Annotated in this window: 18 protein-coding genes and 1 tRNA gene; 9 read left to right on the top strand and 10 right to left on the bottom strand. The window is 62.8% G+C overall.

Annotation, left to right across the window (positions count from 1 at the left end; genetic code table 11):
* Positions 1-79: 79 nt before the first annotated feature.
* Positions 80-152 (bottom strand) — tRNA-Lys (locus JIN81_RS18125).
* Between the two features lie 51 nt (positions 153-203).
* Positions 204-866, bottom strand: coding sequence for an HAD-IA family hydrolase (locus JIN81_RS18120; RefSeq protein WP_325100909.1), 663 nt, complete (start codon positions 864-866; stop codon positions 204-206).
* A 238-nt stretch (positions 867-1,104) separates the two neighbouring features.
* Between JIN81_RS18120 and nusA the strand changes: the two genes are divergently transcribed.
* From nusA to JIN81_RS18095, 5 genes are all read left to right on the top strand, one after another.
* Positions 1,105-2,514 carry a transcription termination factor NusA gene (gene nusA, locus JIN81_RS18115; RefSeq protein WP_200283310.1) on the top strand — a complete coding sequence of 470 codons (1,410 nt, stop codon included), beginning with the start codon at positions 1,105-1,107 and terminating at the stop codon, positions 2,512-2,514.
* 62 nt (positions 2,515-2,576) lie between these two features.
* Complete coding sequence (infB, locus tag JIN81_RS18110) at positions 2,577-4,682, top strand: translation initiation factor IF-2 (RefSeq protein WP_200283309.1); 2,106 nt, start codon at positions 2,577-2,579, stop codon at positions 4,680-4,682.
* Between the two features lie 10 nt (positions 4,683-4,692).
* The gene (gene rbfA / locus JIN81_RS18105) at positions 4,693-5,058 is read left to right on the top strand and encodes a 30S ribosome-binding factor RbfA (RefSeq protein WP_200283308.1); all 366 of its coding nucleotides are present in this window, start codon (positions 4,693-4,695) and stop codon (positions 5,056-5,058) included.
* Between the two features lie 132 nt (positions 5,059-5,190).
* The gene (locus JIN81_RS18100; protein ID WP_200283306.1) at positions 5,191-5,541 is read left to right on the top strand and encodes a hypothetical protein; all 351 of its coding nucleotides are present in this window, start codon (positions 5,191-5,193) and stop codon (positions 5,539-5,541) included.
* Positions 5,538-6,557, top strand: a complete 1,020-nt coding sequence (locus tag JIN81_RS18095; protein WP_200283304.1) for a chorismate-binding protein — start codon at positions 5,538-5,540, stop codon at positions 6,555-6,557. The genes JIN81_RS18100 and JIN81_RS18095 overlap by 4 nt, the downstream gene beginning before the upstream one ends.
* On the opposite strand, the gene JIN81_RS18090 is transcribed toward JIN81_RS18095, so the two are convergent.
* From JIN81_RS18090 to dnaG, 6 genes are all read right to left on the bottom strand, one after another.
* Positions 6,546-6,962 carry a SufE family protein gene (locus JIN81_RS18090; RefSeq protein WP_200283302.1) on the bottom strand — a complete coding sequence of 139 codons (417 nt, stop codon included), beginning with the start codon at positions 6,960-6,962 and terminating at the stop codon, positions 6,546-6,548. The genes JIN81_RS18095 and JIN81_RS18090 overlap by 12 nt on opposite strands.
* 41 nt (positions 6,963-7,003) lie before the next feature.
* Positions 7,004-7,633 carry a hypothetical protein gene (locus JIN81_RS18085; protein ID WP_200283299.1) on the bottom strand — a complete coding sequence of 210 codons (630 nt, stop codon included), beginning with the start codon at positions 7,631-7,633 and terminating at the stop codon, positions 7,004-7,006.
* A 76-nt stretch (positions 7,634-7,709) separates the two neighbouring features.
* The gene (locus JIN81_RS18080) at positions 7,710-8,924 is read right to left on the bottom strand and encodes an aminotransferase class V-fold PLP-dependent enzyme (RefSeq protein ID WP_200283296.1); all 1,215 of its coding nucleotides are present in this window, start codon (positions 8,922-8,924) and stop codon (positions 7,710-7,712) included.
* Between the two features lie 20 nt (positions 8,925-8,944).
* Positions 8,945-9,742, bottom strand: coding sequence for a hypothetical protein (locus tag JIN81_RS18075; RefSeq protein WP_200283293.1), 798 nt, complete (start codon positions 9,740-9,742; stop codon positions 8,945-8,947).
* A gap of 223 nt (positions 9,743-9,965) precedes the next feature.
* Entirely contained in the window at positions 9,966-11,936 is a 1,971-nt protein-coding gene (rpoD, locus tag JIN81_RS19540) for an RNA polymerase sigma factor RpoD (RefSeq protein WP_200283290.1), read from the bottom strand.
* A 103-nt stretch (positions 11,937-12,039) separates the two neighbouring features.
* Positions 12,040-13,938 (bottom strand): DNA primase, encoded by a 1,899-nt coding sequence (gene dnaG / locus JIN81_RS18065; RefSeq protein WP_200283287.1) that lies wholly within the window; start codon positions 13,936-13,938, stop codon positions 12,040-12,042.
* A gap of 152 nt (positions 13,939-14,090) precedes the next feature.
* Between dnaG and JIN81_RS18060 the strand changes: the two genes are divergently transcribed.
* The 3 genes from JIN81_RS18060 to JIN81_RS18050 all read left to right on the top strand — a co-directional run bounded on the left by JIN81_RS18060 (position 14,091) and on the right by JIN81_RS18050 (position 16,003).
* Positions 14,091-14,264: a hypothetical protein gene (locus JIN81_RS18060; RefSeq protein WP_200283284.1), complete on the top strand. Its 174-nt coding sequence runs from the start codon at positions 14,091-14,093 to the stop codon at positions 14,262-14,264.
* A 69-nt stretch (positions 14,265-14,333) separates the two neighbouring features.
* Positions 14,334-14,804 (top strand): TPR end-of-group domain-containing protein, encoded by a 471-nt coding sequence (locus JIN81_RS18055; protein WP_200283281.1) that lies wholly within the window; start codon positions 14,334-14,336, stop codon positions 14,802-14,804.
* 68 nt (positions 14,805-14,872) lie between these two features.
* Entirely contained in the window at positions 14,873-16,003 is a 1,131-nt protein-coding gene (locus JIN81_RS18050) for a serine hydrolase domain-containing protein (protein WP_200283278.1), read from the top strand.
* Here JIN81_RS18050 and JIN81_RS18045 read toward each other — a convergent pair.
* Positions 15,994-16,611 carry a class I SAM-dependent methyltransferase gene (locus JIN81_RS18045; RefSeq protein WP_200283275.1) on the bottom strand — a complete coding sequence of 206 codons (618 nt, stop codon included), beginning with the start codon at positions 16,609-16,611 and terminating at the stop codon, positions 15,994-15,996. The two genes, JIN81_RS18050 and JIN81_RS18045, sit on opposite strands and share 10 nt — an antisense overlap.
* Positions 16,612-16,697: 86 nt before the next feature.
* On the opposite strand from JIN81_RS18045, the gene JIN81_RS18040 reads away from it, so the two are divergent.
* A complete protein-coding gene (locus tag JIN81_RS18040) occupies positions 16,698-17,858 on the top strand; it encodes a phosphotransferase enzyme family protein (RefSeq protein ID WP_200283272.1) in 1,161 nt (386 codons plus the stop codon).
* A 33-nt stretch (positions 17,859-17,891) separates the two neighbouring features.
* Here JIN81_RS18040 and JIN81_RS18035 read toward each other — a convergent pair whose 3' ends face one another.
* The gene (locus JIN81_RS18035) at positions 17,892-19,148 is read right to left on the bottom strand and encodes a class I SAM-dependent RNA methyltransferase (RefSeq protein ID WP_200283269.1); all 1,257 of its coding nucleotides are present in this window, start codon (positions 19,146-19,148) and stop codon (positions 17,892-17,894) included.
* Positions 19,149-19,237 lie beyond the last annotated feature (89 nt).

Here is a 19,237-nt window from a genome sequence, read left to right as displayed (position 1 = left end):
TTCTCATCCCAGTCTCCGTGTGACGGGCCGAATGGGCTGCGGGAGAGGTGGAAGTTTCCTCGAAGCGAAAGGGAAAAAGTACGCGGACTGGGATTCGAACCCAGGACCAATCGGTTAAAAGCCGAGTGCTCTACCAACTGAGCTATCCGCGCTTTTCGCTGAGGGCGGGGAGGGGGTAGGGGCGACGCACGGGTTTGGCAAGATCATTTTCGAAGTTCATGCCGGACTTCTTGCAGAAACTCGATCAGGCCACGTTGAGGTCGATCCAGAAGGAAGGGCGCGATCCCGGCATTCCGGGCGCCTTCGGCGTCGCAGCGGTGCGAGTCCCCGGTGTGACGGATCTGATGGGGTTGCAGGCCCATCCGCTCCATCGCGATCTCGAAGATGGCGGGGTCCGGTTTGCGGGCCCGGGCATCGCCGGAGGTGAGGATGAGTTCGAAGTGTCCGGCCAGACCGAGGCCTTCCAGTACGAGGTGGAGCCGGGCATCGAAGTTCGAGACCACGGCGAGACGAAGGCCCATCGCCGCGGCTCCTGCCAAGGTGTGCTCCACATCGGGTAAGGCCTTCCAGGCGTCGGGGTGAGCGTAGTGGGTGAACAGGGCGTCGAAGGCCGGGTCGCTGACGGGGGCGTCGGCGCAGCGTTCGACGATGCCACGCCACCAGGCGCGCTCGGCTTGGTTGCCATTCGGCAGGCCGGCGAAATCGGGGTCACCTGCCTCGGCAAAGGCTCGGGGGAATCGGGCGGTCAGGGTTTCCACGGGGATGGGGTGGCCGTGGGCTCCAAGAATCCGGTGGTAGGTTTCGGCGACGGGTTCGGCGGTGTCGATCAGGGTGCCGGCGGCATCGAAGAAGAGGGCGGAGATCACTGGGCGGAGCTTGGGCCGGGAGGCGGCTTTGGTCGAGGTCTGCGTCGGGCTTGGAGTGGCCGTGGAGTGCATCGTTCCGGGCCCCGAATCGAGCGGGGGCGGGGTCCAGATTGGGCTTGCAACTCAAGGGTTTCCACCTTAAGGCCTGCCCGATCAATCTTCCGACGCAGTGACGGAGTGGGTCGAGGTACCCACTCTTTTGCGTCTCTAGACACCACCTGCGCGCAGCACGCCAGTTATGACCAACGACATCGTCGCTCTCATCGATTATTACGAGAAGGAAAAAGGCATCGACCGTGACCGGGTCGTCGCTGCCTTGGAATACGCCTTCATTTCCGCCTACCGCAAGATGGTCCCAGGAGCGGATGCAATCGAGGTCCTCCGCGCCGACGTGAACACGCGCAAGGGGGAGACCCGCATTCATGCGACGCTCAATGTGGTCGCTGATGACGACTACCAAGACAAGTTCAACGAGGTCCCTCTGGCCCTTGCGCAAAAGCGCAATCCGGATGCGGCTGTCGAAGACCAGATGGAGTTTGATGTGACGCCGAAGGACTTCGGTCGCATCGCGGTGCAGACGGCCAAGCAGACGATGATGCAGCGTCTGCGTCAGGCGGAGAAGGAGATGATCTACGAGGAGTTCAAGGATCGTGCCGGCGACGTGGTGTCGGGCACGGTGCGCCGCTTCGATCGCAGTGATGTGATGGTGGACCTCGGCAAGTTTGAAGGCGTGATGCCGTCGCGTGAGCGCGTGCAAACCGAGGAATACAACATCGGTGACCGAATCCGCGCCTACGTGGTGGCGGTGGAGAACGAAGGTCGCGGACCTGAAATCATCCTTTCCCGCAGTCACCCGAACTTCGTGCGTCGTTTGTTCGAGGCCGAAGTGAACGAGATTTCCGATCACACCGTGGAGATCCGCGGGATCGCCCGCGAAGCCGGCTACCGGACGAAGGTGGCGGTATGGAGCAACGACACCAAGGTGGACCCGGTCGGCGCATGCGTCGGCATGAAGGGCGCCCGGGTGAAGAACATCGTCCGTGAACTGAACAACGAGAAGGTCGACATCATTCGCTGGAGTGATGACCCGGACGAGTTCGTTCGCGAAGCGCTGAAGCCTGCGATCCTCCGCAGCGTCACGATCGACGAGGAGAATCACGTGGTGAACGTCACGGTGGACGAGGAGGATCTGAGCAAGGCGATCGGTCGCCGTGGTCAGAATGCCCGCCTTTCATCCCGCCTGATGGGCTGGGATGTCCAGGTCCGCAAGGATGAGAGCAAGAAGGAGGAATTCGAAGCGAAGTTGGCGGGTGCGGCGCACTCGCTGGCGGAGTCGCTCGGTCTGGACGACGAGCTGGGTGACAAGCTGATCCTTGCCGGTGGCGCGACGGCCGATGTGGTCGTGGAGATGCCGGTCGAGTATCTGGCGCAAGCGCTTGGGGTGGACGATGCCCGTGCACGCCGTATCTTGGTCCGTGCTCATGCGTTGGTGGGGCGTGAAGCTCCTGCCGAACTGCTGCCTCAAGAGGAAATTCCTGCTCCCGCTGCGGAAGCTGCAGCTGATGAGTCGGCACCCGCCGAAGAGGCACCCGCCGCAGAAGAGCCGACCGACGAAGAAACCCCCGCGACCGACAGCAGCGCTTCCTGAGCTGCTCGATTGATTCCCTTTTCCCCGGAGAAACACCCCGACCGAACGATTCCAACGACCTGATGTCAGACAAGAGCGACAGTAATCCACCCAAGCGCAAGACACTCGACCTGATCGGCGAGAAGAAGGCACCCTCGCGCCGAGAACGGCAGCGGAAGGAAGCCGCGCAAAACAAGACGGTGGAGACCGCGAAACGTGAAGCTTACGATCCTTTTGCCGAGGAAAAGAAGCCGAAGGTTCGCAAGACGGACCAGTCGGGAAAGAAGGTGTTGCCTTCCATTTCCAAGCTTCTTGATGACGAAGATCCGGCCATGGTGCCGACTCCTGCACCGGTCACGCCGGCGGCGCCTGCCAAGGAGGAGTCCCCTGCCGCGGACGCCAGTGACGAGAAGGTCATCGTCATCAAGCCGCCCATCATCGTCAGTGATCTCGCTGAGCGGATGGGCCTGAAGTCGTTCCAGCTGTTGGCGGATCTCATCAAGCTGCAGGTTTTCGTGGCGCCTCACCAGGCGATCGAGCCGGAGATTGCGGTCCAGATCTGCGAGCAACACGGTTTCACCTTCGAGCGTGAGCAACGCGTCAAGGGTGGCGGTGTGCACAAGCAGGAGGAAGTGGTCGCCGAGCCCGAGGCTCCCGACGAGGAACCCGAGGACGAGCTCAAGCTCCGTCCGCCGATCATCACGATCATGGGTCACGTCGACCACGGCAAGACCACCTTGCTGGACCGCATCCGCGACTCGCGGATCACGGCCGGGGAGGCTGGGGGAATCACCCAGCACGTGGGCGCCTACAAGGTGGAACACGAAGGCAAGCCGGTGACCTTCATTGATACACCGGGTCACGCCATTTTCTCGGCCATGCGTGCACGGGGTGCGGACATCACCGACATCGTGGTGCTGGTGGTTGCCGCCAATGACGGCCTCATGCCGCAGACGCTCGAAGCGATCGAGCACGCCAAGCATTCCGGCAAGACCATCATCGTGGCGATCAACAAGTGTGACCTCGAGTCCGCCAACACGATGCACGTGAAGACCCAGCTTGCTGAGCAGGGTCTGCAGACCACCGACTTCGGTGGTGACACCGAGTGTCTTGAGATTTCCGCGCTGAAGGGCGACGGCGTGGATGACCTGCTCGAACTGCTCGCGCTTCAGGCCGAGGTGCTCGAGCTGAAGGCCAACCCGAAGGGCAATGCGCGCGCTTCGATCATCGAAGCCCGTTTCCAGCAAGGTCGGGGTGCCGTGGCATCCGTGATCGTCGAGTCCGGCACGCTGAAGGTTGGCAAGCCGTTCATTTGCGGCCCCTTCGCCGGCAAGGTGAAGGCCCTGATCAACGACCGCGGCGAAAGCGTGAAATCCGCCACTCCGGGAACGCCGGTGGAGGTGATTGGTTTCGAGGAATTGCCACGGGTGGGTGATGCCTTGGTCGAGATGGACAGCGATCGCGCTGCCAAGAAGCTCGCCGAGGAGCGCCAGGGCGAACTGCGTTCCGAACGCCTCAAGATTCCGCAGAAGAGCCGGATGGAAGACCTGATCGCCCACGCGCGGGACGGCAACAGCAAGGCTCAGCTCAAGATCATCCTCAAGACCGACGTGCAGGGTTCGGTGGAAGCGATCCGCAATGCGGTCAACGACATCGAATCCGACAAGGTGGATGTGGTGTTCCTCGGAGCTGCGGCCGGTCCGATTTCCGAAAGCGACATCCAAATGGCCAGCTCATCGGATGCGGTGGTCATCGGCTTCAACGTGAAGGTGGAAGCCAAGGCGGCCAAGCTCTCGAAGTCGGAAGGCGTGCAGATCAAACTCTACTCGGTTGTGTATGAGCTGATCGATCAGGTCCGCGAGGCCATGCTCGGTCTGCTTGAGCCCGAAAGCCGTGAGAAGGCGATGGGCAAGGCCGAGGTCAAGGAGGTCTTCAAGGTGCTCAAGGGTCGTGCCGCCGGTTGCTACATCAAGGAAGGCAAGGTGCACCGCAAGGCGCACGCTCGTGTCATCCGCGATGGCGTGCCGATCTTCGACGGCAAGATGTCCACACTGCGCCGCTTCACCGACGAGGTGGAAGAGGTCAAGTCGGGCATCGAGTGCGGTATCCGCCTCGGCGAGTTCAACGAGTATCAGCCGGGCGACATCATCGAGTGCTACACGCTCGAGAGCATCCCGCAAACGCTCTGATCACGGGTCCATGTCGCTTCGTCTCACCAGAGTCAACGAGCTCCTCAAGCGGGAGATCGGTGGCGTTGTGCAGCGTGACTACGAGTGGGGTGGAGCCCTCGTGACGGTGAATGCCGTCGAGGTCACCCAGGATCTGAAGGAGGCCAAGGTATGGATCGGCGTGCTGGCCGGGAATTTCAGCAATGTGCTGGAACGCCTGAACAAGGAGCACGGCAGCATTCAGCGCAAGGTGATGAAGCGTGTGGTGCTCAAGTCCACGCCCGTGCTGACCTTCCGCCACGACGGTTCGGCCGAGCGGGGTGTGGAGATCGTCAACCTGCTGCAGGAGGTCGACGAGTTGCCGAAAGCCCCCGAAGTGGACGAAGACGAGGACTGATCCCGGCTCCGGGAGTTGAGGAAGGCTGGAGCGGCTTCTGTCGCAAGCCGGCGGAGTATCAGTTGACCGGAGGCAGTTCACGGCCTTGGATCGGGTATGTCGTTCGGATTCGTGGGGCCAGTGATGGTGTTGATGCTTTTGGCGTTCCTGGTGCCTGCGTGGGTGGGTGCCGTCGCCTTGAGGAAGGCCCGCCCCAGTTCCGGGGCGAAGGTGCTGTTCATCGGCTGTGTGGTGTCGACGGTGGGTATCGTTCTCACTTTGCTGCTGGTGGTGGCTGGCTTTGCGATGGGGATGAATGGTCCGGGGCTGCAGATCGCCGCGCTGGTTTCTTACCTGACCATCCCGGTGGGCATGCTGGTGTTCATGGTCGGGTTTGCCCTGCACGGGTTACAGAGTGCCCGGGTGGTGGACCGGATCACCGAGCTGGAAACGATTGCAGCCGCGCAGCAGGAGCAGATTTCACGACTTGAAGCTCAGGGATGATTTCCGATTGGGCATTCCTCGGTTGGTCGGACGGGCGCATTCTGTTGGGGCGCGGTCCGTTCGAGGCCTGTGCCTCGGCTCCCGGGGAGGGAGTCGCGTTCTATCGCAATGATTTCGGCCTCGGTGTGGCCGAGCCCTGGCTGGTCCCTGCCAGCGTCGAGTGGCTGACTCATGCCGAGGCGGCGGAGGCATTTCCTCCTTCGACGCCGGAAGTCGATTGGGGTGAGCTGGAAGCGACCCATTTCGCGGAGGTGTTCCAGGAGGTTTCGGGAGCGATCCGGCGAGGAACGTTTGAGAAAACCGTGCCGGTGGTGGTGGAGGAAGGACGTTTGCTTTCCGGTGCCATCAATGGCTTGGCGGGCGTGGCGATGGGAGGCGAGAGCCCGCTGGTGGCCTACGGGATGCGGAAGGGGGATGCTGGCTTCGTCGGGCAGTCACCGGAGTATCTCCTGCGGGTTCACGGGCGGGATTTGAGGACCATGGCGCTGGCTGGAACGGCGCGGGCCGAGGAGCGCGATGTGCTGGCGGTGGATGAGAAGGAGATCCGTGAGCATGAGTTCGTGGCGCAGGCGCTCGTGTCGAAGCTGGGTGACCTCGGTGAACTTGAGCGCGGGGCGCGCGGGATCATGGCTCTGGGGCCGATCGTGCACTTTCATACCCCGATCACGGTGACACTGGACCGTGAGGAGGAGATTGATTCGCTGATCAAGCGTCTGCATCCGACGCCGGCGCTCGGGCCATTGCCGCGAACGGCGGAAACGATGGCGGCTCTGCTGGGCTGGCGTCGACGTTTGGGTGCCCCTGCCGAGTTTGGAGCTCCTTTTGGTGCGGTCGTGGACGGGGATTTCCAGGGGATCGTTTCGATCCGTGGGCTGTGGTGGGAGGGTGACCGGGTGAGTCTCCCCGCCGGATGTGGGGTGATCGAGCCGAGTCGCCTGGTCAACGAATGGCGTGAGCTGCGCCTCAAGCGTTCGGCGGTGAAGGCCCGCTTCGGCTTTGTCGAGTCAGCGCTTTGAGAACTCGAGGGCGCGCTGTTTGATCTGGGTGGCCATCAGGTTGAGGGCATTCGCCCGGGTCGGGGCGAGGTGCTCCTTCAGTCCGGTCTTGTCGATGAATGACAGATCGGCGGTGAGGATGTCATCGATGGGTTCGCCATCGAGCACGCGGATGAAGAGGGCGATCATGCCCTTGGTGATGACCGAGTCGGAATCGGCCTGATAGTGGATGGTGTCACCGTCGACATTGGCTTCCAGCCAGACCTGCGACTGGCATCCCTTGATCAAGCGGTCTTCTGTTTTCAGGGAATCGTCCATCTCGGCAAGGCGTTTGCCGAGGCTGATGACGTATTCGTAGCGTTCCTGCCAATCCTGGAAGAGGGCTAGTTCGTCGAGGACTTCCTGTTGCTTGGCCGCGATGCTCATGCGCGGAATGGAACGTGGGATGGCGCGGAATGCACGCGAATTTATCGACTGCGAACGTGAGTGGGGAAGAGCGTCTGGGGAGCAGGTGCCGGAGGAGTCGGGGGTGAAGGGATGACAACCGGCGGGCAGGGGGCCGGGGCGGGCTCCTGGACCACGACCACTTCGACTTGCTCCGGGCATTCGGGCCGGGCGGCTGCTTGTTCTGCGGCGGAGGCGGCACGCTCTGCGGCGGATGCTTCGCGCTCCGCGGCATTGGCGACGCGTTCGGCGCTGCGGCGTTGGGCCTCGAGTGCCGCCATCTTCGACCGATGCTCGAGGATTCTCTGGATCTCGCTCTGAGTGGCAGCGAGGGCCTCCCATTTCTCCAGGGCGCGATAGACTTCGACGTTGTGGGTGAGGGCGGCGAGCAGCGCTTCGGATTGGTATTTCCCGTTCAGAATCGCGCGGAGTCGGGCCTTTTCTGCCTCTCGTTCACGATCCCACATGCGTTGCTGGAGTGGATAGAGCCCGCTTGGCCGCTTGGGCCTGGGTTGGTTCCGGAGGGTGTTGAACCAGTAGTTCTGGACTTCTTCCGTGGTGAGGATCCGGGTGGAAGCCGGAATTTTCGGCAAGTCCAACGCCCGGGTGGTGAGCGGCGCGAGGAGAGCGAGGAGGAGGACGATCGTTCGCATGGTCCCATGGACGAACGGCCGAGGTGATCTATTCGATCCGCTGATCAATTTTCCGTTGGGGGGCGATGAATCCCGCTCAGCGGAGCATCATGGCTGCCTTGGACACGGCGGTAGCGAGCGCTTCGACGTCGGCATGGGTATTGTAGGCGGCGAAGGAGGCGCGGGTGGTTCCGGTGATCCCGAAACGTGCCATGAGCGGTTGGCAGCAGTGGTGGCCGGTTCGCACGGCGACCCCCATCTGGTCGATCAGGGTGCCGAGGTCGTAGTGGTGCACGCCTTCGAGCTTGAATGACAAGGCTCCCGCGCGGTCGTCGGGGCCGTAGAGGTGGATGCCGTCGATGGCGGAAAGTCGTTCGGCGGCCTCGCGGATCAATGCGTCTTCGTGCGCCCGGATGTCGTCCATGCCGAGTTCATTGACGAAATCGATGGCCGCGGCGAGGGCGATGCCCCCCTCGATGTTCGGGGTGCCTGCTTCGAATTTGAAGGGCAGGTCGTTGTAGGTGGTTTTCTCAAAGCTCACCTCCTTGATCATTTCGCCTCCTCCCCGCCAGGGCGGCAGCGATTCAAGGGCTTCGCGCCGTCCCCACAGGATGCCGATTCCGGTCGGCGCGTAGATCTTGTGGCCGGAGAAGACGAGGAAGTCGGCCCCGAGTGCCTGCACGTCGATGCTCATGTGGGGGACGGCCTGGGCGGCATCGATGAGGACTTGGGCTCCGACTGCTTTGGCGCTTTGGGTCATTTCGACCACGGGGCTGACGGTGCCGAAGGCGTTCGAGACCCAGGTGAGTGCCAGAACCTTGGTGCGGGTGCTGATGAGTTCGGAAAACGCGGCTTGGTCGAGGGTGCCGTCGTCGTGGCAGGGGATGACCTTGAGGGTGGCTCCGGTACGCTCGGCAAGCATCTGCCAGGGCACGATGTTCGAGTGGTGTTCGAGCGTGGAGATCAGGATCTCGTCGCCTTCGGCGAGGGAGGGGGTCAGGCAGTTGGCGACGAGGTTGACGCCATCGGTGGTGCCGGCGGTGAAGATGACCTCGTCGGGGGAAGCCGCATTCAGGTGGGCGGCGACGGTTTCCCTGGCCTTCTCGTGGGCCTCGGTTGCGGCGCGGGCGAGATGGTGGGTGCCGCGGTGGATGTTTGAATTCAGAGCCTCATAGTAGTGGGAGGAGGCATCGATGACTCGCCGCGGGTTGTGGGTGGTGGCGGCGTTGTCGAGATAGACGAGCGGGCGCCCGTTGACCTCGGTGGCGAGGATGGGGAATTCGTGGCGTAGGGTTTCCGGATCAAATGGCATGGCCAGCAGTGGGATCGGATTCAGGAGGCGCCTTCTTCGGGCAGGTGGTCGACGCAGTATTCGGTGCCGTCGGGATAGGTGCGGAACTCAAGCTCGTCGTCATCCTTCTCGGTGCGCTTGCAGACGGTGCAGCGGTGGAAGGCATCGCCCTGCGAGACCGAGACGGATGCGAACTTGCGGCGGCGTGCGGCGGCCTGGGCGAGTCCCTTGCGGTTCCTGATGAAATCGGGGAGGACCCAGATGGCGTAGGGGAGCAGGGTGGGGAGGACGAGGAGGATCATGATCGGCAGGGCGAGCACCGAGTAGACCATGAGGGCGAGCGAGAGCCACGCCAACCAGCGGACCTGCACCGGGAGGATCAGGAAGAGCCTGAATTCGTAGGTGGGGAAGTGGGTGGCGAATGCGAGGAACATCGCGTTGTAGAGGTAGAAGCCGGTCGATGGGAACGACTTGCCGAGGATGAACTGTCCGATTACGAGCCCGATGATGGTGACGAGCAGGTAGAGGGTGGTCCTGGTGGGGCCCCACACCTCTTCGAGGGAGTCGTTGACCAGGAAAGCGATCATCGTCGCAAAGTAGAGGAACAAGACGCCCAGTCCGCCGAAGCCGAACAGGCCTGTCGGAGCGAGTGCGAAGCCGAACAGGCGCCAGACCTCACCCTGGAGGATGAGATCCCGGTCGAATCGCAGGGCTTCCTCGATGCCGGGGTTCAGCCAATAGGCTACGGTCACGACGACGCCGGTCAGGGCGAGGTATTTGAAAAGTCCGGGGAAGGCGAGCCAGTGGAGGCGGTCTTCGAGGCGGTCGAGCCAACGCATGCGGGGAGCATCGTGGCTCTCCGATCAGCGGCAAGGCTGATTTTGGAGAAGCGGATGATCCGATGGGTTTGCCATTCCGCGGGGTCTCACATCGGGGGTTCGGGCGTTTCGTCATCCGACGGGAAGGAGGACGAGAGCCGGTGGCCCGAAACCAAGAAAAAAGGCCACTGGTGGAAACCAGTGGCCTTTTGAGAGTGATGCCGACGGGTGTCGGGCGCGGCGGTCACATGCCGGGAAGCTCGATGAAGCCTTCCAGCTTCCGGATCCGGGTGGGGTGACGCATCTTGCGCAGGGCCTTGGCCTCGATCTGACGGATCCGCTCGCGGGTGACCTGGAACTGGCGACCGACTTCCTCGAGGGTGCGGCTGTAGCCGTCCTTGAGGCCGAAGCGCTGTTCGAGCACTTCGCGTTCGCGCTCGGTCAGCGTGCAGAGCACGTCGCCGATCTTCTCCTTGAGCATGGCGAAGCCGGCTTCTTCCATCGGGTTGTCGGCGGTCTTGTCCTCGATGAAGTCACCGAAGGAGGTGTCATCGGAGTCGCCGACGGGTGCCTGAAGCGAGATGGGTTGCTGGGCCATCTTGAGGACGGCGCGCACCCGCTCGACGGGAAGGTGGATTTCCTCGGCGATTTCTTCCGGGGAAGGTTCGCGACCGTATTCCTGCACCAGCTGCTTCTGCACGCGCATCAGCTTGTTGATGGTCTCGATCATGTGCACGGGGATCCGGATGGTCCGGGCCTGGTCGGCGATCGAGCGGGTGATGGCCTGACGGATCCACCATGTGGCGTAGGTCGAGAACTTGTAGCCGCGGCGGTATTCGAATTTCTCCACGGCCTTCATCAGGCCCATGTTGCCTTCCTGGATCAGGTCGAGGAACGAAAGTCCGCGGTTGGTGTATTTCTTGGCGATGGAGATCACCAGACGGAGGTTGGCTTCGACCATTTCGGTCTTGGCCTTGAGGGCTTCCTTGAGCCAGTGGCGCAGGAGCTTGTTGGTGGCCTCGAAGTCCTCGTGGACGTGCCACGAGCGCTGCTGAAGTTCACGCACCTTGGTCTGGAACTCCTTGTCGTCGGGCTTGGACTGCAGCTTGCGGCCGTATTTCCAGAAGCCGTCTTGGTAGTCCTCGACCTGCTCACAGAAATCCTCGGTGACCTTCTGCTTGAAGTAGAAGCGTGAGTAAACGCGGTGGAGGGTCTGGAGGTTCTTCTTGAAGCGCTCTTCGAGCTTCTTCTTGCCGCGGGGTGACTTGGCGGAGAGCTGGCGGAAGATGTCGTCGTTCTCCTCGTGAAGCTGGCGCAGCTGATCGCACAGCTTCGGCAGGGTCTTCATGTAGCGCTCACGGGACTCGATCTTCTTGTCGAGAATCACGCGGTCGAAGCGCTCCTTGCCCTTGGTGAGTTTTTCGGCGAGTTCGAGGTAGCTTTCGGAGACGAAACCGAAGAGGTGGAGGTGCTTGGCGACCTCGATCTCGGCGTCTTCGATGCGCTTGGAGATCTCGACCTCCTGCTCACGCGTGAGCAGCGGGACCTGGCCCATCTGCTTGAGATACATGCGGACCGGGTCGTCGAGGATGTCGAGCTTCTGGTCCTTCGGCTCCGGGGTGTCGTCGTCGCCGGACTCACGCTTCTTGTCCTTGAAGCGGTCGACCTCGGAGGCATCGATGATGTCGAACTCCATGTCGCGGAGCTGCTGCATGATGGCCTCGACGTCGCTGGGCTCGACGAGGTCGTTCGGCAGGATCTCGTTGATGTCGTCAAAGGTCAGGTATTCCTGCTCCTTGGCGAGTTTGATGAGTTCACGGATCTTCTCCTGGATTTCGGGGGTATCGATCCGGCGCTTGCCGGCACCCTTCTTGGCGGAAGCTTCGGTTTCCTTGGTTGGAGCCTCGGCTTTGGTCGCCTTGGTCGCGGCTTTCTTGGCGGGTGCCTTCTTCGCCGCTTTCTTGGCAGGAGCCTCCTTCTTGGCCGGTGCCTCCTTCTTGGCGACTTTCTTGGTCACCTTTTTGGCTGCCTTTTTCGGGGCCGCTTTCTTGGTCACCTTCTTGGCGGCCTTTTTCGCAGGCGCTTTCTTGGCGACCTTCTTTGCTGCTTTTTTGGCCGGAGCTTTCTTCGCCTTCTTCGCAGCAGCCGTTTTCTTGGCGGCTGGCTTGGTCTTTTTGGCGACCTTCTTTTTTGCGGAAACTTTTTTCGAGGACATGAGGCGGTGACAGTGAAGTGTCGGGACAGAATTCACCCATGGTAGGGGCGAGTCCGCCGGAGGCCGATACGCGCGCGGACCATTTCCGGGGTGAGGGGTTGCGTCAAGAACTTCTTTTGCCGTTGAAACCATCGTTATCCCAAGGTTTTTTCTTGGGTTTCGGTGGTCGGCTCGGCGCGAAGCGATCGGTGTTGATGGCCCGGCCATTCAAGCCGCTCAGGAGCTGGGCGATTTCCTTGGCTTCCTGAAGCAATTTCATCTGGTCCTCGATGCTCAGGTCCGGCGCATTGAGGGCGGCCTTGACTTCGGCGTCGCGCTTCTCGAGGGCGAGGGCGCTGGCATCTGCTAGAGTGGTCTCTGCGCTGCCGCGGGGGTCATCCGGCAGGTTCTCTGAAAAGGAGGGCTCCTGGTGAAGGGCGAGCCGATCGGCTTCGGGCAGCTCGGCCATGAAGGAATTCACCGCGGCGGGGGAGTCGGGATCGGGTCGGCCGGCGAGGATCGCCTGCAGGATGGGGAGGCCGTCGAGGTGGTTGGCGAGCTCGTGCAGGGTCTCGAACTGTTCGCTGAGCCATTCGCGGGCCTCGATGGAGTGCAGGGCCAGGGTGCAGAGGGTGCCGATCCGGCGGTCGAGGGCGGAAGGGGCGACGGCGGCGGGTTTGGCCTCCGCCTCGTCCGGGCGGTCGAAGCGCCGGGGTGCCGGTTTGCGTTTGGCCTGGTTGACGGCGCTGGTGAGTTCCTGGGCACCGAGGCGTAGGCGTGTGGCGACGTGCTGGATCATGGCATCCCGGGTGACATCGTCGTGGATGACGGCGAGCAGCTGGGCGCATTCCTGGGTGAAGGTGGCTTTCTCCTGGGGTCCGGAGAGGGCGTTGTTGGCGAGCGCCTGTTCGATCCGGAAGTCGAAGTAGTTGACGGCCTTGTCGAGGAGGCCACGGAATGCCTCGACGCCGTGTTTCTGCATGTAGGAGTCCGGGTCTTCGCCGGCGGGAAGCTGGATGACGCGGACGGCGACTCCGACTGTGGAGAGTTCGCGGAAGGATCGCTCGGAAGCGGTGATGCCGGCGGAGTCTGCATCGAAGCAGAGGATGGCATTCTTCGTGTAGCGCTTGAGCGTGCGGGCGTGCTGCGGGGTGAAAGCGGTGCCGAGTCCGGCGATGGCGCTTTCGATGCCTTGCTCATGGCAGGCGATGGCATCCATCTGTCCTTCGCAGAGGAGGACGGTCTTTTCTTTGAGGATGCCCTTGCGGGCCCGGTCGAGGGCGAAGAGGACGTTCGACTTCTTGAACAGCGCGGTTTCGGGTGAGTTGATGTATTTCCCGGATCGCGGGTCCTCCCGGAGCTGCCTGCCGGAGAAGCCGATCACGTCGCCGTAGTCATTCCGCAGGGGGAACATCAAGCGGTCGCGGAAGCGGAAGTAGAGGCCGCCCTGTTCCTTCTGGAGGGCGATGCCGGAGTCGACGAGATCGCGCCCGCGCATGCCCTGGGCCTTTGCCCAAGGAACGAAAATGTTGGGCGGAGGGGCCCAGCCGATTTGCCAGCGCTCGGCCATCTCCTTGCCGAAGCCGCGGGACTTCAGGTAGTCGCGGGCGTGGGCGGCATCGGGCGAAGTCAGGAGGAGGTGATGGTAGTAGGCGGTGACTTCGCGATGCAGATCGAGCAGGCGGCCGCGGCGTCGGCGGTCGGCTTCCTCCTTCGGGTCGAGTGCTTGTTCGACGATGGTGACGCCTGCCCGCCCGGCGAGCTTCTTGACGGCATCGGTGAAGGTGAGGTTCTCGTATTCGCGGACGAAGGTGATGGCATCCCCGCTCTTCTTGCAGCCGAAGCAGTGGAAGAATTGTTTGACCGGGTCGACCGAGAACGAGGGGGATTTCTCGTTGTGGAACGGGCAGAGTGTCTGGAAGCGGGCGCCTGCGCGCTTCACCGGCATGTAGGAGCTGATGAGATCCACGATGTCGGTGGCGGCAAGCACCTGTTCGACGGTTTCACGTGGGATCTGAGGCATGGTCGGGAGGTCATTGGGGGGCGAAAGCGGGTGCGTGTCAAATCCGCCGACCCTTCCGTGTGACAAATATTCCGATTGCGCCCGATGGGAGCGATGCAAGGGAAGTGGTGTCGGGGAAAACCCTCGATTTCACCTCAAGCCCAATCCCAACGATGAAAGTGGTCCAAACTACCTCGACAGGCGAGACACGCGAACTTCTGCTGAAGGAATTTTTCCTCAATGCCTACCTGATCGCGATGCTCAAGCAGTTTGGCACCGAGGCGGGACGGCTGACGCGTCGCCCTGCGGAGCCTGAGCTGGCTCCGGTCCCGGTCAGGGACCGCTGAGCGGGCTGGAACGAGGCGAGGCGGTGGGGCGGATTGCGTTCCGGCGTAGGATCTGCTACGGGATGGGGAATGGATTTTGTCCGCACCCTTGAGGCTGCGCTCGGTTGGTTGGAATTGGAACTGCCCGAGGACGCGCTGCGTGAACTTGAGTCGCTCGGTCCGAAAGAAAGGATGCGGCGACAGGCCCTCGAGTTGAAGCTCGTGGCCCAGATGAAGGCGGGACACTGGAATGCCGGTGCGGATACCGCCCGACTGCTGTGCATGCGCGAACCCAAGGAACCGCGATTTTTCATTCATGCGGCCTACTGTTTGCACGAGACGGGCGACACCGTGGCCGCCCGCAACTGGCTGATGACGGGCCCGTCGAATCTGATCGATGAGCCGCTTTTCCACTACAACATCGCCTGCTACCACGCCGTGCTGGGGCAGCCGAATCAGGCGCGGTCGCATCTGAGCAGGGCCTTCTCGATGGATGAGGCGCTGCGGGATCTGGCGGAGAAGGATGAGGACCTAGCGGGGTTGGGTGAGTTGCCGGGATGAACGTGGAGGGCGGGGCTCCGGGGTGGATTACCCTTTCCAGAATGGGTGTGGGGCGCTAGCCGAAGCGCATGGGTGTGTCGCCATCGGGACTGGGTGCGTTGCTGGGGGAGTTCGAGCAGAACTTCAGGGCGCGGGGTGAGTTGGGTGCTTCGGTCAGCGTCTGGTGGCGAGGCAAGGAGGTGCTGGGGGATGGCCGCGGGTGGTGCGAGAAGGAGCAGCATCGGGCGTGGACCACACGGACTCTGGTTCCTGTGTATTCCGCCACCAAGGTCCCATCCACGGCGGCGCTAATGCTGGCGCTGGATGAGGCGGGGATGTCATGCGAAACCCAAGTGGGTGAGGTGTGGCCGGGCTTTCCGCTGCCGCACGCGAGCTTTGCGGAGATGTTGTCGCACCAATGTGGTCTCGCGGCGCTCGATCAGCCAGCGAGCCTGTGGGATCACGAGGAAGTGGTGGCAGCGCTTGAAGCGCAGGTACCGGCTTGGAAGCCGGGTGAGGGTCATGGTTACCACCCGCGGACCTTCGGGGCGATGCTTGAGGAGCCGATGAGGCGGCTGACCGGCAAGACGCTGGGCGCGTTCTGGAACGACCGCTTCGCCCGGCCGCTGGATCTGGAATTCTGGATCGGGCTGCCCGAGTCGGCTCAGCCGCGCGTGGCCCGGCTGTATCCGGGGAAGGCGAGCCCGAACGATTTCGAGGAAGGGTTCTACAAGGAGTTCAATCGCGCGGGGAGCGTGACCCAGCGGGCCTTCGGTTCGCCGCGCGGGTTGCGCTCGGTGCAGGAAATGAATGATCCGAAGGCCTGGGGGGCGGGCTTTCCCGCGATGGGCGGCGTGGGCACCGCCAGTGCGCTCGCCAAGTTCTACCAGGTGCTGCTCGGCAACATTCCGGGCCCGCTGAGTGCGTCGGTCCGCCGCGCGATGATGACGCGCTTGGTTGATGGGGACGACCGCGTGCTGGTCAAGCCGACGGCTTTTGCGGTGGGCTGTCAGCTGGACCCACTGGACTCCGCGGGGCGGAAGATCCGCAGCTTGTATGGCCCGTCGCTGGATGGGTTCGGCCATCCCGGGGCCGGGGGGAGCCACGCCTTTGGCGACCCCGAGTCGGGGATCAGCTTTGGCTATGTGATGAACCAGATGGAGCTCAGCGTGATGCCCGGCCGGCGCAGCACGGTGCTGGTCGACGCGCTTTACGGCTGAGCGAATTCGGGGCGGAAGGCGCTCAGGTGGCGGTCCACGGATTTCCCGGGTGCGTCCTTAAGCGGGCGCGATGCGGGGTTGGGCAGGTGGATGATGCGCTCGGCGCGGAGTTGCTGGAGGCAGGCGGTGGCGAGGTCGTGCTCGCGATCGAAGTAGGAGGTGATCATGAGGAATCCCTTCGGCTTGAGCTTGGTGAGGGCATTGCGGTAAAGGCGGGTCCAGATTTCCGGGTCGCTCCAGAAATTCTGGTGGCGGATGAAGATGAAGTCAAAGGGAGGGAGCAGGGTCATGCGGTCGGTCCGCGAGGCATCCCCGGCGCGGAAATCAAGGTCGTGTCCGGGCAGGGCGGTGGGCAGCCAGCGGCTGCGGGCTTCCTGGATCTCGGGCGGGCGCAGGTCGATCCCGAGGTAGAAGAGCCGGGTGGCGAAGGGAGCGAGGTTGCGGATGAGCGTGCCGGTCTCATCGGCCCGACCGCAGGCGAGATTGAGGATGGTCGGCGCCTCGGGGGGGTGCCATTCCACGCCCTTCAAGGCGAGCGCGAGCAGGGTGTCGAGACGCTGGATGTCGCCGTCGATACCGGGGTAGCTGAATGGAAGGGCGGGGCGCATGCTTGGGGGGAAGAAGGGCGGGATTGCTCAGGAAATTCAAGTTTGTCTGCTGATCGGCGCTTTGCTAGGACCAGTCTTTCGACCCCATGACCCCATCTTCATCCTCGACTTCGCCGGTTCGCCACGTGGAACCGGATCTGCGTGAAGTCATCGCCAAAATCGCAGATCAGTTCGCCATCGAGGGAGAGTTCGTCGAGGGGGAAGAAATTCAGAGTGGCCACATCAACGCGACCTTCCGGGCGTCGTTCGAGGCGGGCGATGGTTCGATCCAGCGCTATATCCTCCAGCGGATCAACGAAAAGGTGTTCAAGGACCCGATGGCGGTGATGAGGAACGTGGAATGCGTCACGCGCCACATCAACTGGAAGGTCCTGCGGGTGAAGAAGGACCTGGGTGGCCAGACGCTCAATCTTTACCCGGGACGGGGCGGCAAATTCTGGGTGTTTGGTCCCGGGGGAGGGGTCTGGCGCTGCTACAACAACATCGAGGGCTGCCACACGTATGACGTGGTCGAGAACACGAGGCAGGCCTACCAGGCGGCGCGTGCCTTCGGCTCATTCCAGGATCTGATCAGTGACCTGCCGCCGGAGGAGATCGAGGATACGATCCCATTCTTCCACGACACGCGGAAGCGCTTCGACCGGCTGATGGAAGTGGCTGACATGGACCCCTGTGGGCGGGCCGGTTCGGTGGCGTCCGAGCTGGAATTCATCCGCGCCCGTGAGGCGGATGTGGATCGGGTGCTGAAGGGGCTCGCCAATGGCAGCATTCCCCAACGCATCACCCACAATGACACCAAGATCAACAATGTGATGATTGACGGTGAAACCGACGAAGCGGTGTGCGTGATCGACCTGGATACGGTGATGCCGGGCTCGGTCTTGTATGACTTCGGTGATCTGGTCCGCACGGCGGTCAGTCCGGCGGCGGAGGATGAGCGGGACCTGTCGAAGGTACAGATGCGCCTGCCCATGTTTGAGGCCCTGGTGGAAGGCTATCTCGATAGCGCCAAGGATTTCCTGAACGACGCGGAGATCGACCTACTGGCGTTCTCGTCGAAGCTGATCACGCTGGAAGTCGGAATCCGTTTCCTGACCGACCACCTTGAGGGTGACGTCTATTTCAAAACCAAGCGTGCGGATCACAACCTCGATCGGTGCCGGACGCAGTTGACCTTGGTGGAGCGGATCGAAGAGCAGTTGCCCGCCATGGACCGCTTCGTCAAGAAGGTGGCCAAGGGGCGCTAGGCTCCGGACGTTTCGCGGCAACAGCGTGAGGCTTCAGGCTCGCCCCTTCAGGGTCATCACGCACTCGAGGTGCCGGGTGTGCGGGAAGAGGTCGAAGGGCTGGACGGTATCGAGCGTGAAGCCGGCCTCCTTGAGCAACGCCAGATCGCGGACCTGGGTGGCTGGGTTGCACGATACGTAGATCGCGCGGGCCGGATTGAAGGCGATGAGCTGGTCGATGAATTCCTGCGAGCATCCTTTGCGCGGGGGGTCGATGACGATGGCGGTTTCCGCAGCGGGGAAATCGATGCCGTCGAAGATCGCTTCCGCCGAGGCGGCGAGGAAGGTGGCATTGGTGATTTCGTTGGTCCGCGCGTTGCGGCGCGCCCAGTCGGCGGCGGTTTCGCTGACTTCGACGCCGGCGACTTTTTCGAAGTGCTTGGCCAATGTGAGGGCGAACAGACCGGAGCCGCAGTAGGCATCGACGAGGAAGCGGATGCCCTCGGCCGCCGCTTCCTTGGCGACGTGGCCGGTGAAGGCTTCGAGGATGAAGGGATTGTTCTGGAAGAAGTCGCCGGCGAGGAAATCGAAGGAGAGGTCGCCGCAGTGCTCGGTGGCGACGGCATTGGGATTGGTCTCAACGCGGCCCTCGGTGGCGCGCAGCAGCAGGGTGGCGCCGCGCTTGTAGCTCTTGGCGCGTCCGCGTGTCTCTTCGCGGATGGCTGGCAGGGCGGCGTTGATTTCGTCCATCGCGATCGGGCACTGGGGGACGTCGATCTGGCCGGACCGTCGGGCGTTGGGGAGGAACCCGATCGCGCCGATGCCTTCGGTGCGCGGTTTGGCGAAGTGGGGGGTGATCTTTGACCGGTAGGCCGAGGTCTTCGGGGATGGATGGCAGGGCTGCACGGGATGCTGGATCCCGGCCATGTGTTCGAGGAGTTCGCGGACCTGCTGGGTTTTCCAGGCGAGCTGGGCGGGGTAGCTGAGGTGCTGGTACTGGCAGCCGCCGCATTCCCCGAACAAGGGACAGATGGGCTCACTTCGATCGGGGGAGGCCGCGATGACTTCGATCAGATCGGCGCGCGAGTGGTTCTTGTCGTTCCTGAAAACGCGGGCGCGGACTTTCTCGCCGGGCAGGCAGAAGGGGACGAAGAGGACCCAGTTTGACTTTTCTCCGTCCGGGTCATCGGCGGGAGCCACGGGGACGCGGGCGATGCCATCGCCGAGATTGCTCAGGGACTCGATGTCCACCACCAGCTCTTCATGGTAGGCGAAGGGGTGGGCATGGAACTTCTTCGGTGGGCGAGGCATGCCGCAGGGATGTAGGGAATGCGCGGCGGCTGCCAAGCGCCAATGTGAGGTTGCGTGTGGGATCTTGCTGCGGGTCCCGTGCTGTGCCA

The organism is Haloferula rosea, assembly GCF_016595525.1.
Lineage (GTDB): Bacteria > Verrucomicrobiota > Verrucomicrobiia > Verrucomicrobiales > Akkermansiaceae > Haloferula > Haloferula rosea.
Note: the sequence above shows the minus strand (reverse complement) of the source record. Positions and strands in the feature narration are given on the sequence as shown.

Bases quoted from the DNA above. Each gene is read 5' to 3' on its own strand.
- JIN81_RS18055 (WP_200283281.1), top strand. From the start codon at position 14,334: ATGGATTTTGTCCGCACCCTTGAGGCTGCGCTCGGTTGGTTGGAATTG.
- JIN81_RS18035 (WP_200283269.1), bottom strand. From the start codon at position 19,148: ATGCCTCGCCCACCGAAGAAGTTCCATGCCCACCCCTTCGCCTACCAT.
- JIN81_RS18100 (WP_200283306.1), top strand. From the start codon at position 5,191: ATGCTTTTGGCGTTCCTGGTGCCTGCGTGGGTGGGTGCCGTCGCCTTG.
- JIN81_RS18080 (WP_200283296.1), bottom strand. From the start codon at position 8,924: ATGCCATTTGATCCGGAAACCCTACGCCACGAATTCCCCATCCTCGCC.
- JIN81_RS18090 (WP_200283302.1), bottom strand. From the start codon at position 6,962: ATGAGCATCGCGGCCAAGCAACAGGAAGTCCTCGACGAACTAGCCCTC.
- JIN81_RS18075 (WP_200283293.1), bottom strand. From the start codon at position 9,742: ATGCGTTGGCTCGACCGCCTCGAAGACCGCCTCCACTGGCTCGCCTTC.
- nusA (WP_200283310.1), top strand. From the start codon at position 1,105: ATGACCAACGACATCGTCGCTCTCATCGATTATTACGAGAAGGAAAAA.
- rpoD (WP_200283290.1), bottom strand. From the start codon at position 11,936: ATGTCCTCGAAAAAAGTTTCCGCAAAAAAGAAGGTCGCCAAAAAGACC.
- JIN81_RS18045 (WP_200283275.1), bottom strand. From the start codon at position 16,611: ATGCGCCCCGCCCTTCCATTCAGCTACCCCGGTATCGACGGCGACATC.
- JIN81_RS18095 (WP_200283304.1), top strand. From the start codon at position 5,538: ATGATTTCCGATTGGGCATTCCTCGGTTGGTCGGACGGGCGCATTCTG.
- JIN81_RS18050 (WP_200283278.1), top strand. From the start codon at position 14,873: ATGGGTGTGTCGCCATCGGGACTGGGTGCGTTGCTGGGGGAGTTCGAG.
- JIN81_RS18060 (WP_200283284.1), top strand. From the start codon at position 14,091: ATGAAAGTGGTCCAAACTACCTCGACAGGCGAGACACGCGAACTTCTG.
- dnaG (WP_200283287.1), bottom strand. From the start codon at position 13,938: ATGCCTCAGATCCCACGTGAAACCGTCGAACAGGTGCTTGCCGCCACC.
- JIN81_RS18040 (WP_200283272.1), top strand. From the start codon at position 16,698: ATGACCCCATCTTCATCCTCGACTTCGCCGGTTCGCCACGTGGAACCG.
- rbfA (WP_200283308.1), top strand. From the start codon at position 4,693: ATGTCGCTTCGTCTCACCAGAGTCAACGAGCTCCTCAAGCGGGAGATC.
- infB (WP_200283309.1), top strand. From the start codon at position 2,577: ATGTCAGACAAGAGCGACAGTAATCCACCCAAGCGCAAGACACTCGAC.
- JIN81_RS18085 (WP_200283299.1), bottom strand. From the start codon at position 7,633: ATGCGAACGATCGTCCTCCTCCTCGCTCTCCTCGCGCCGCTCACCACC.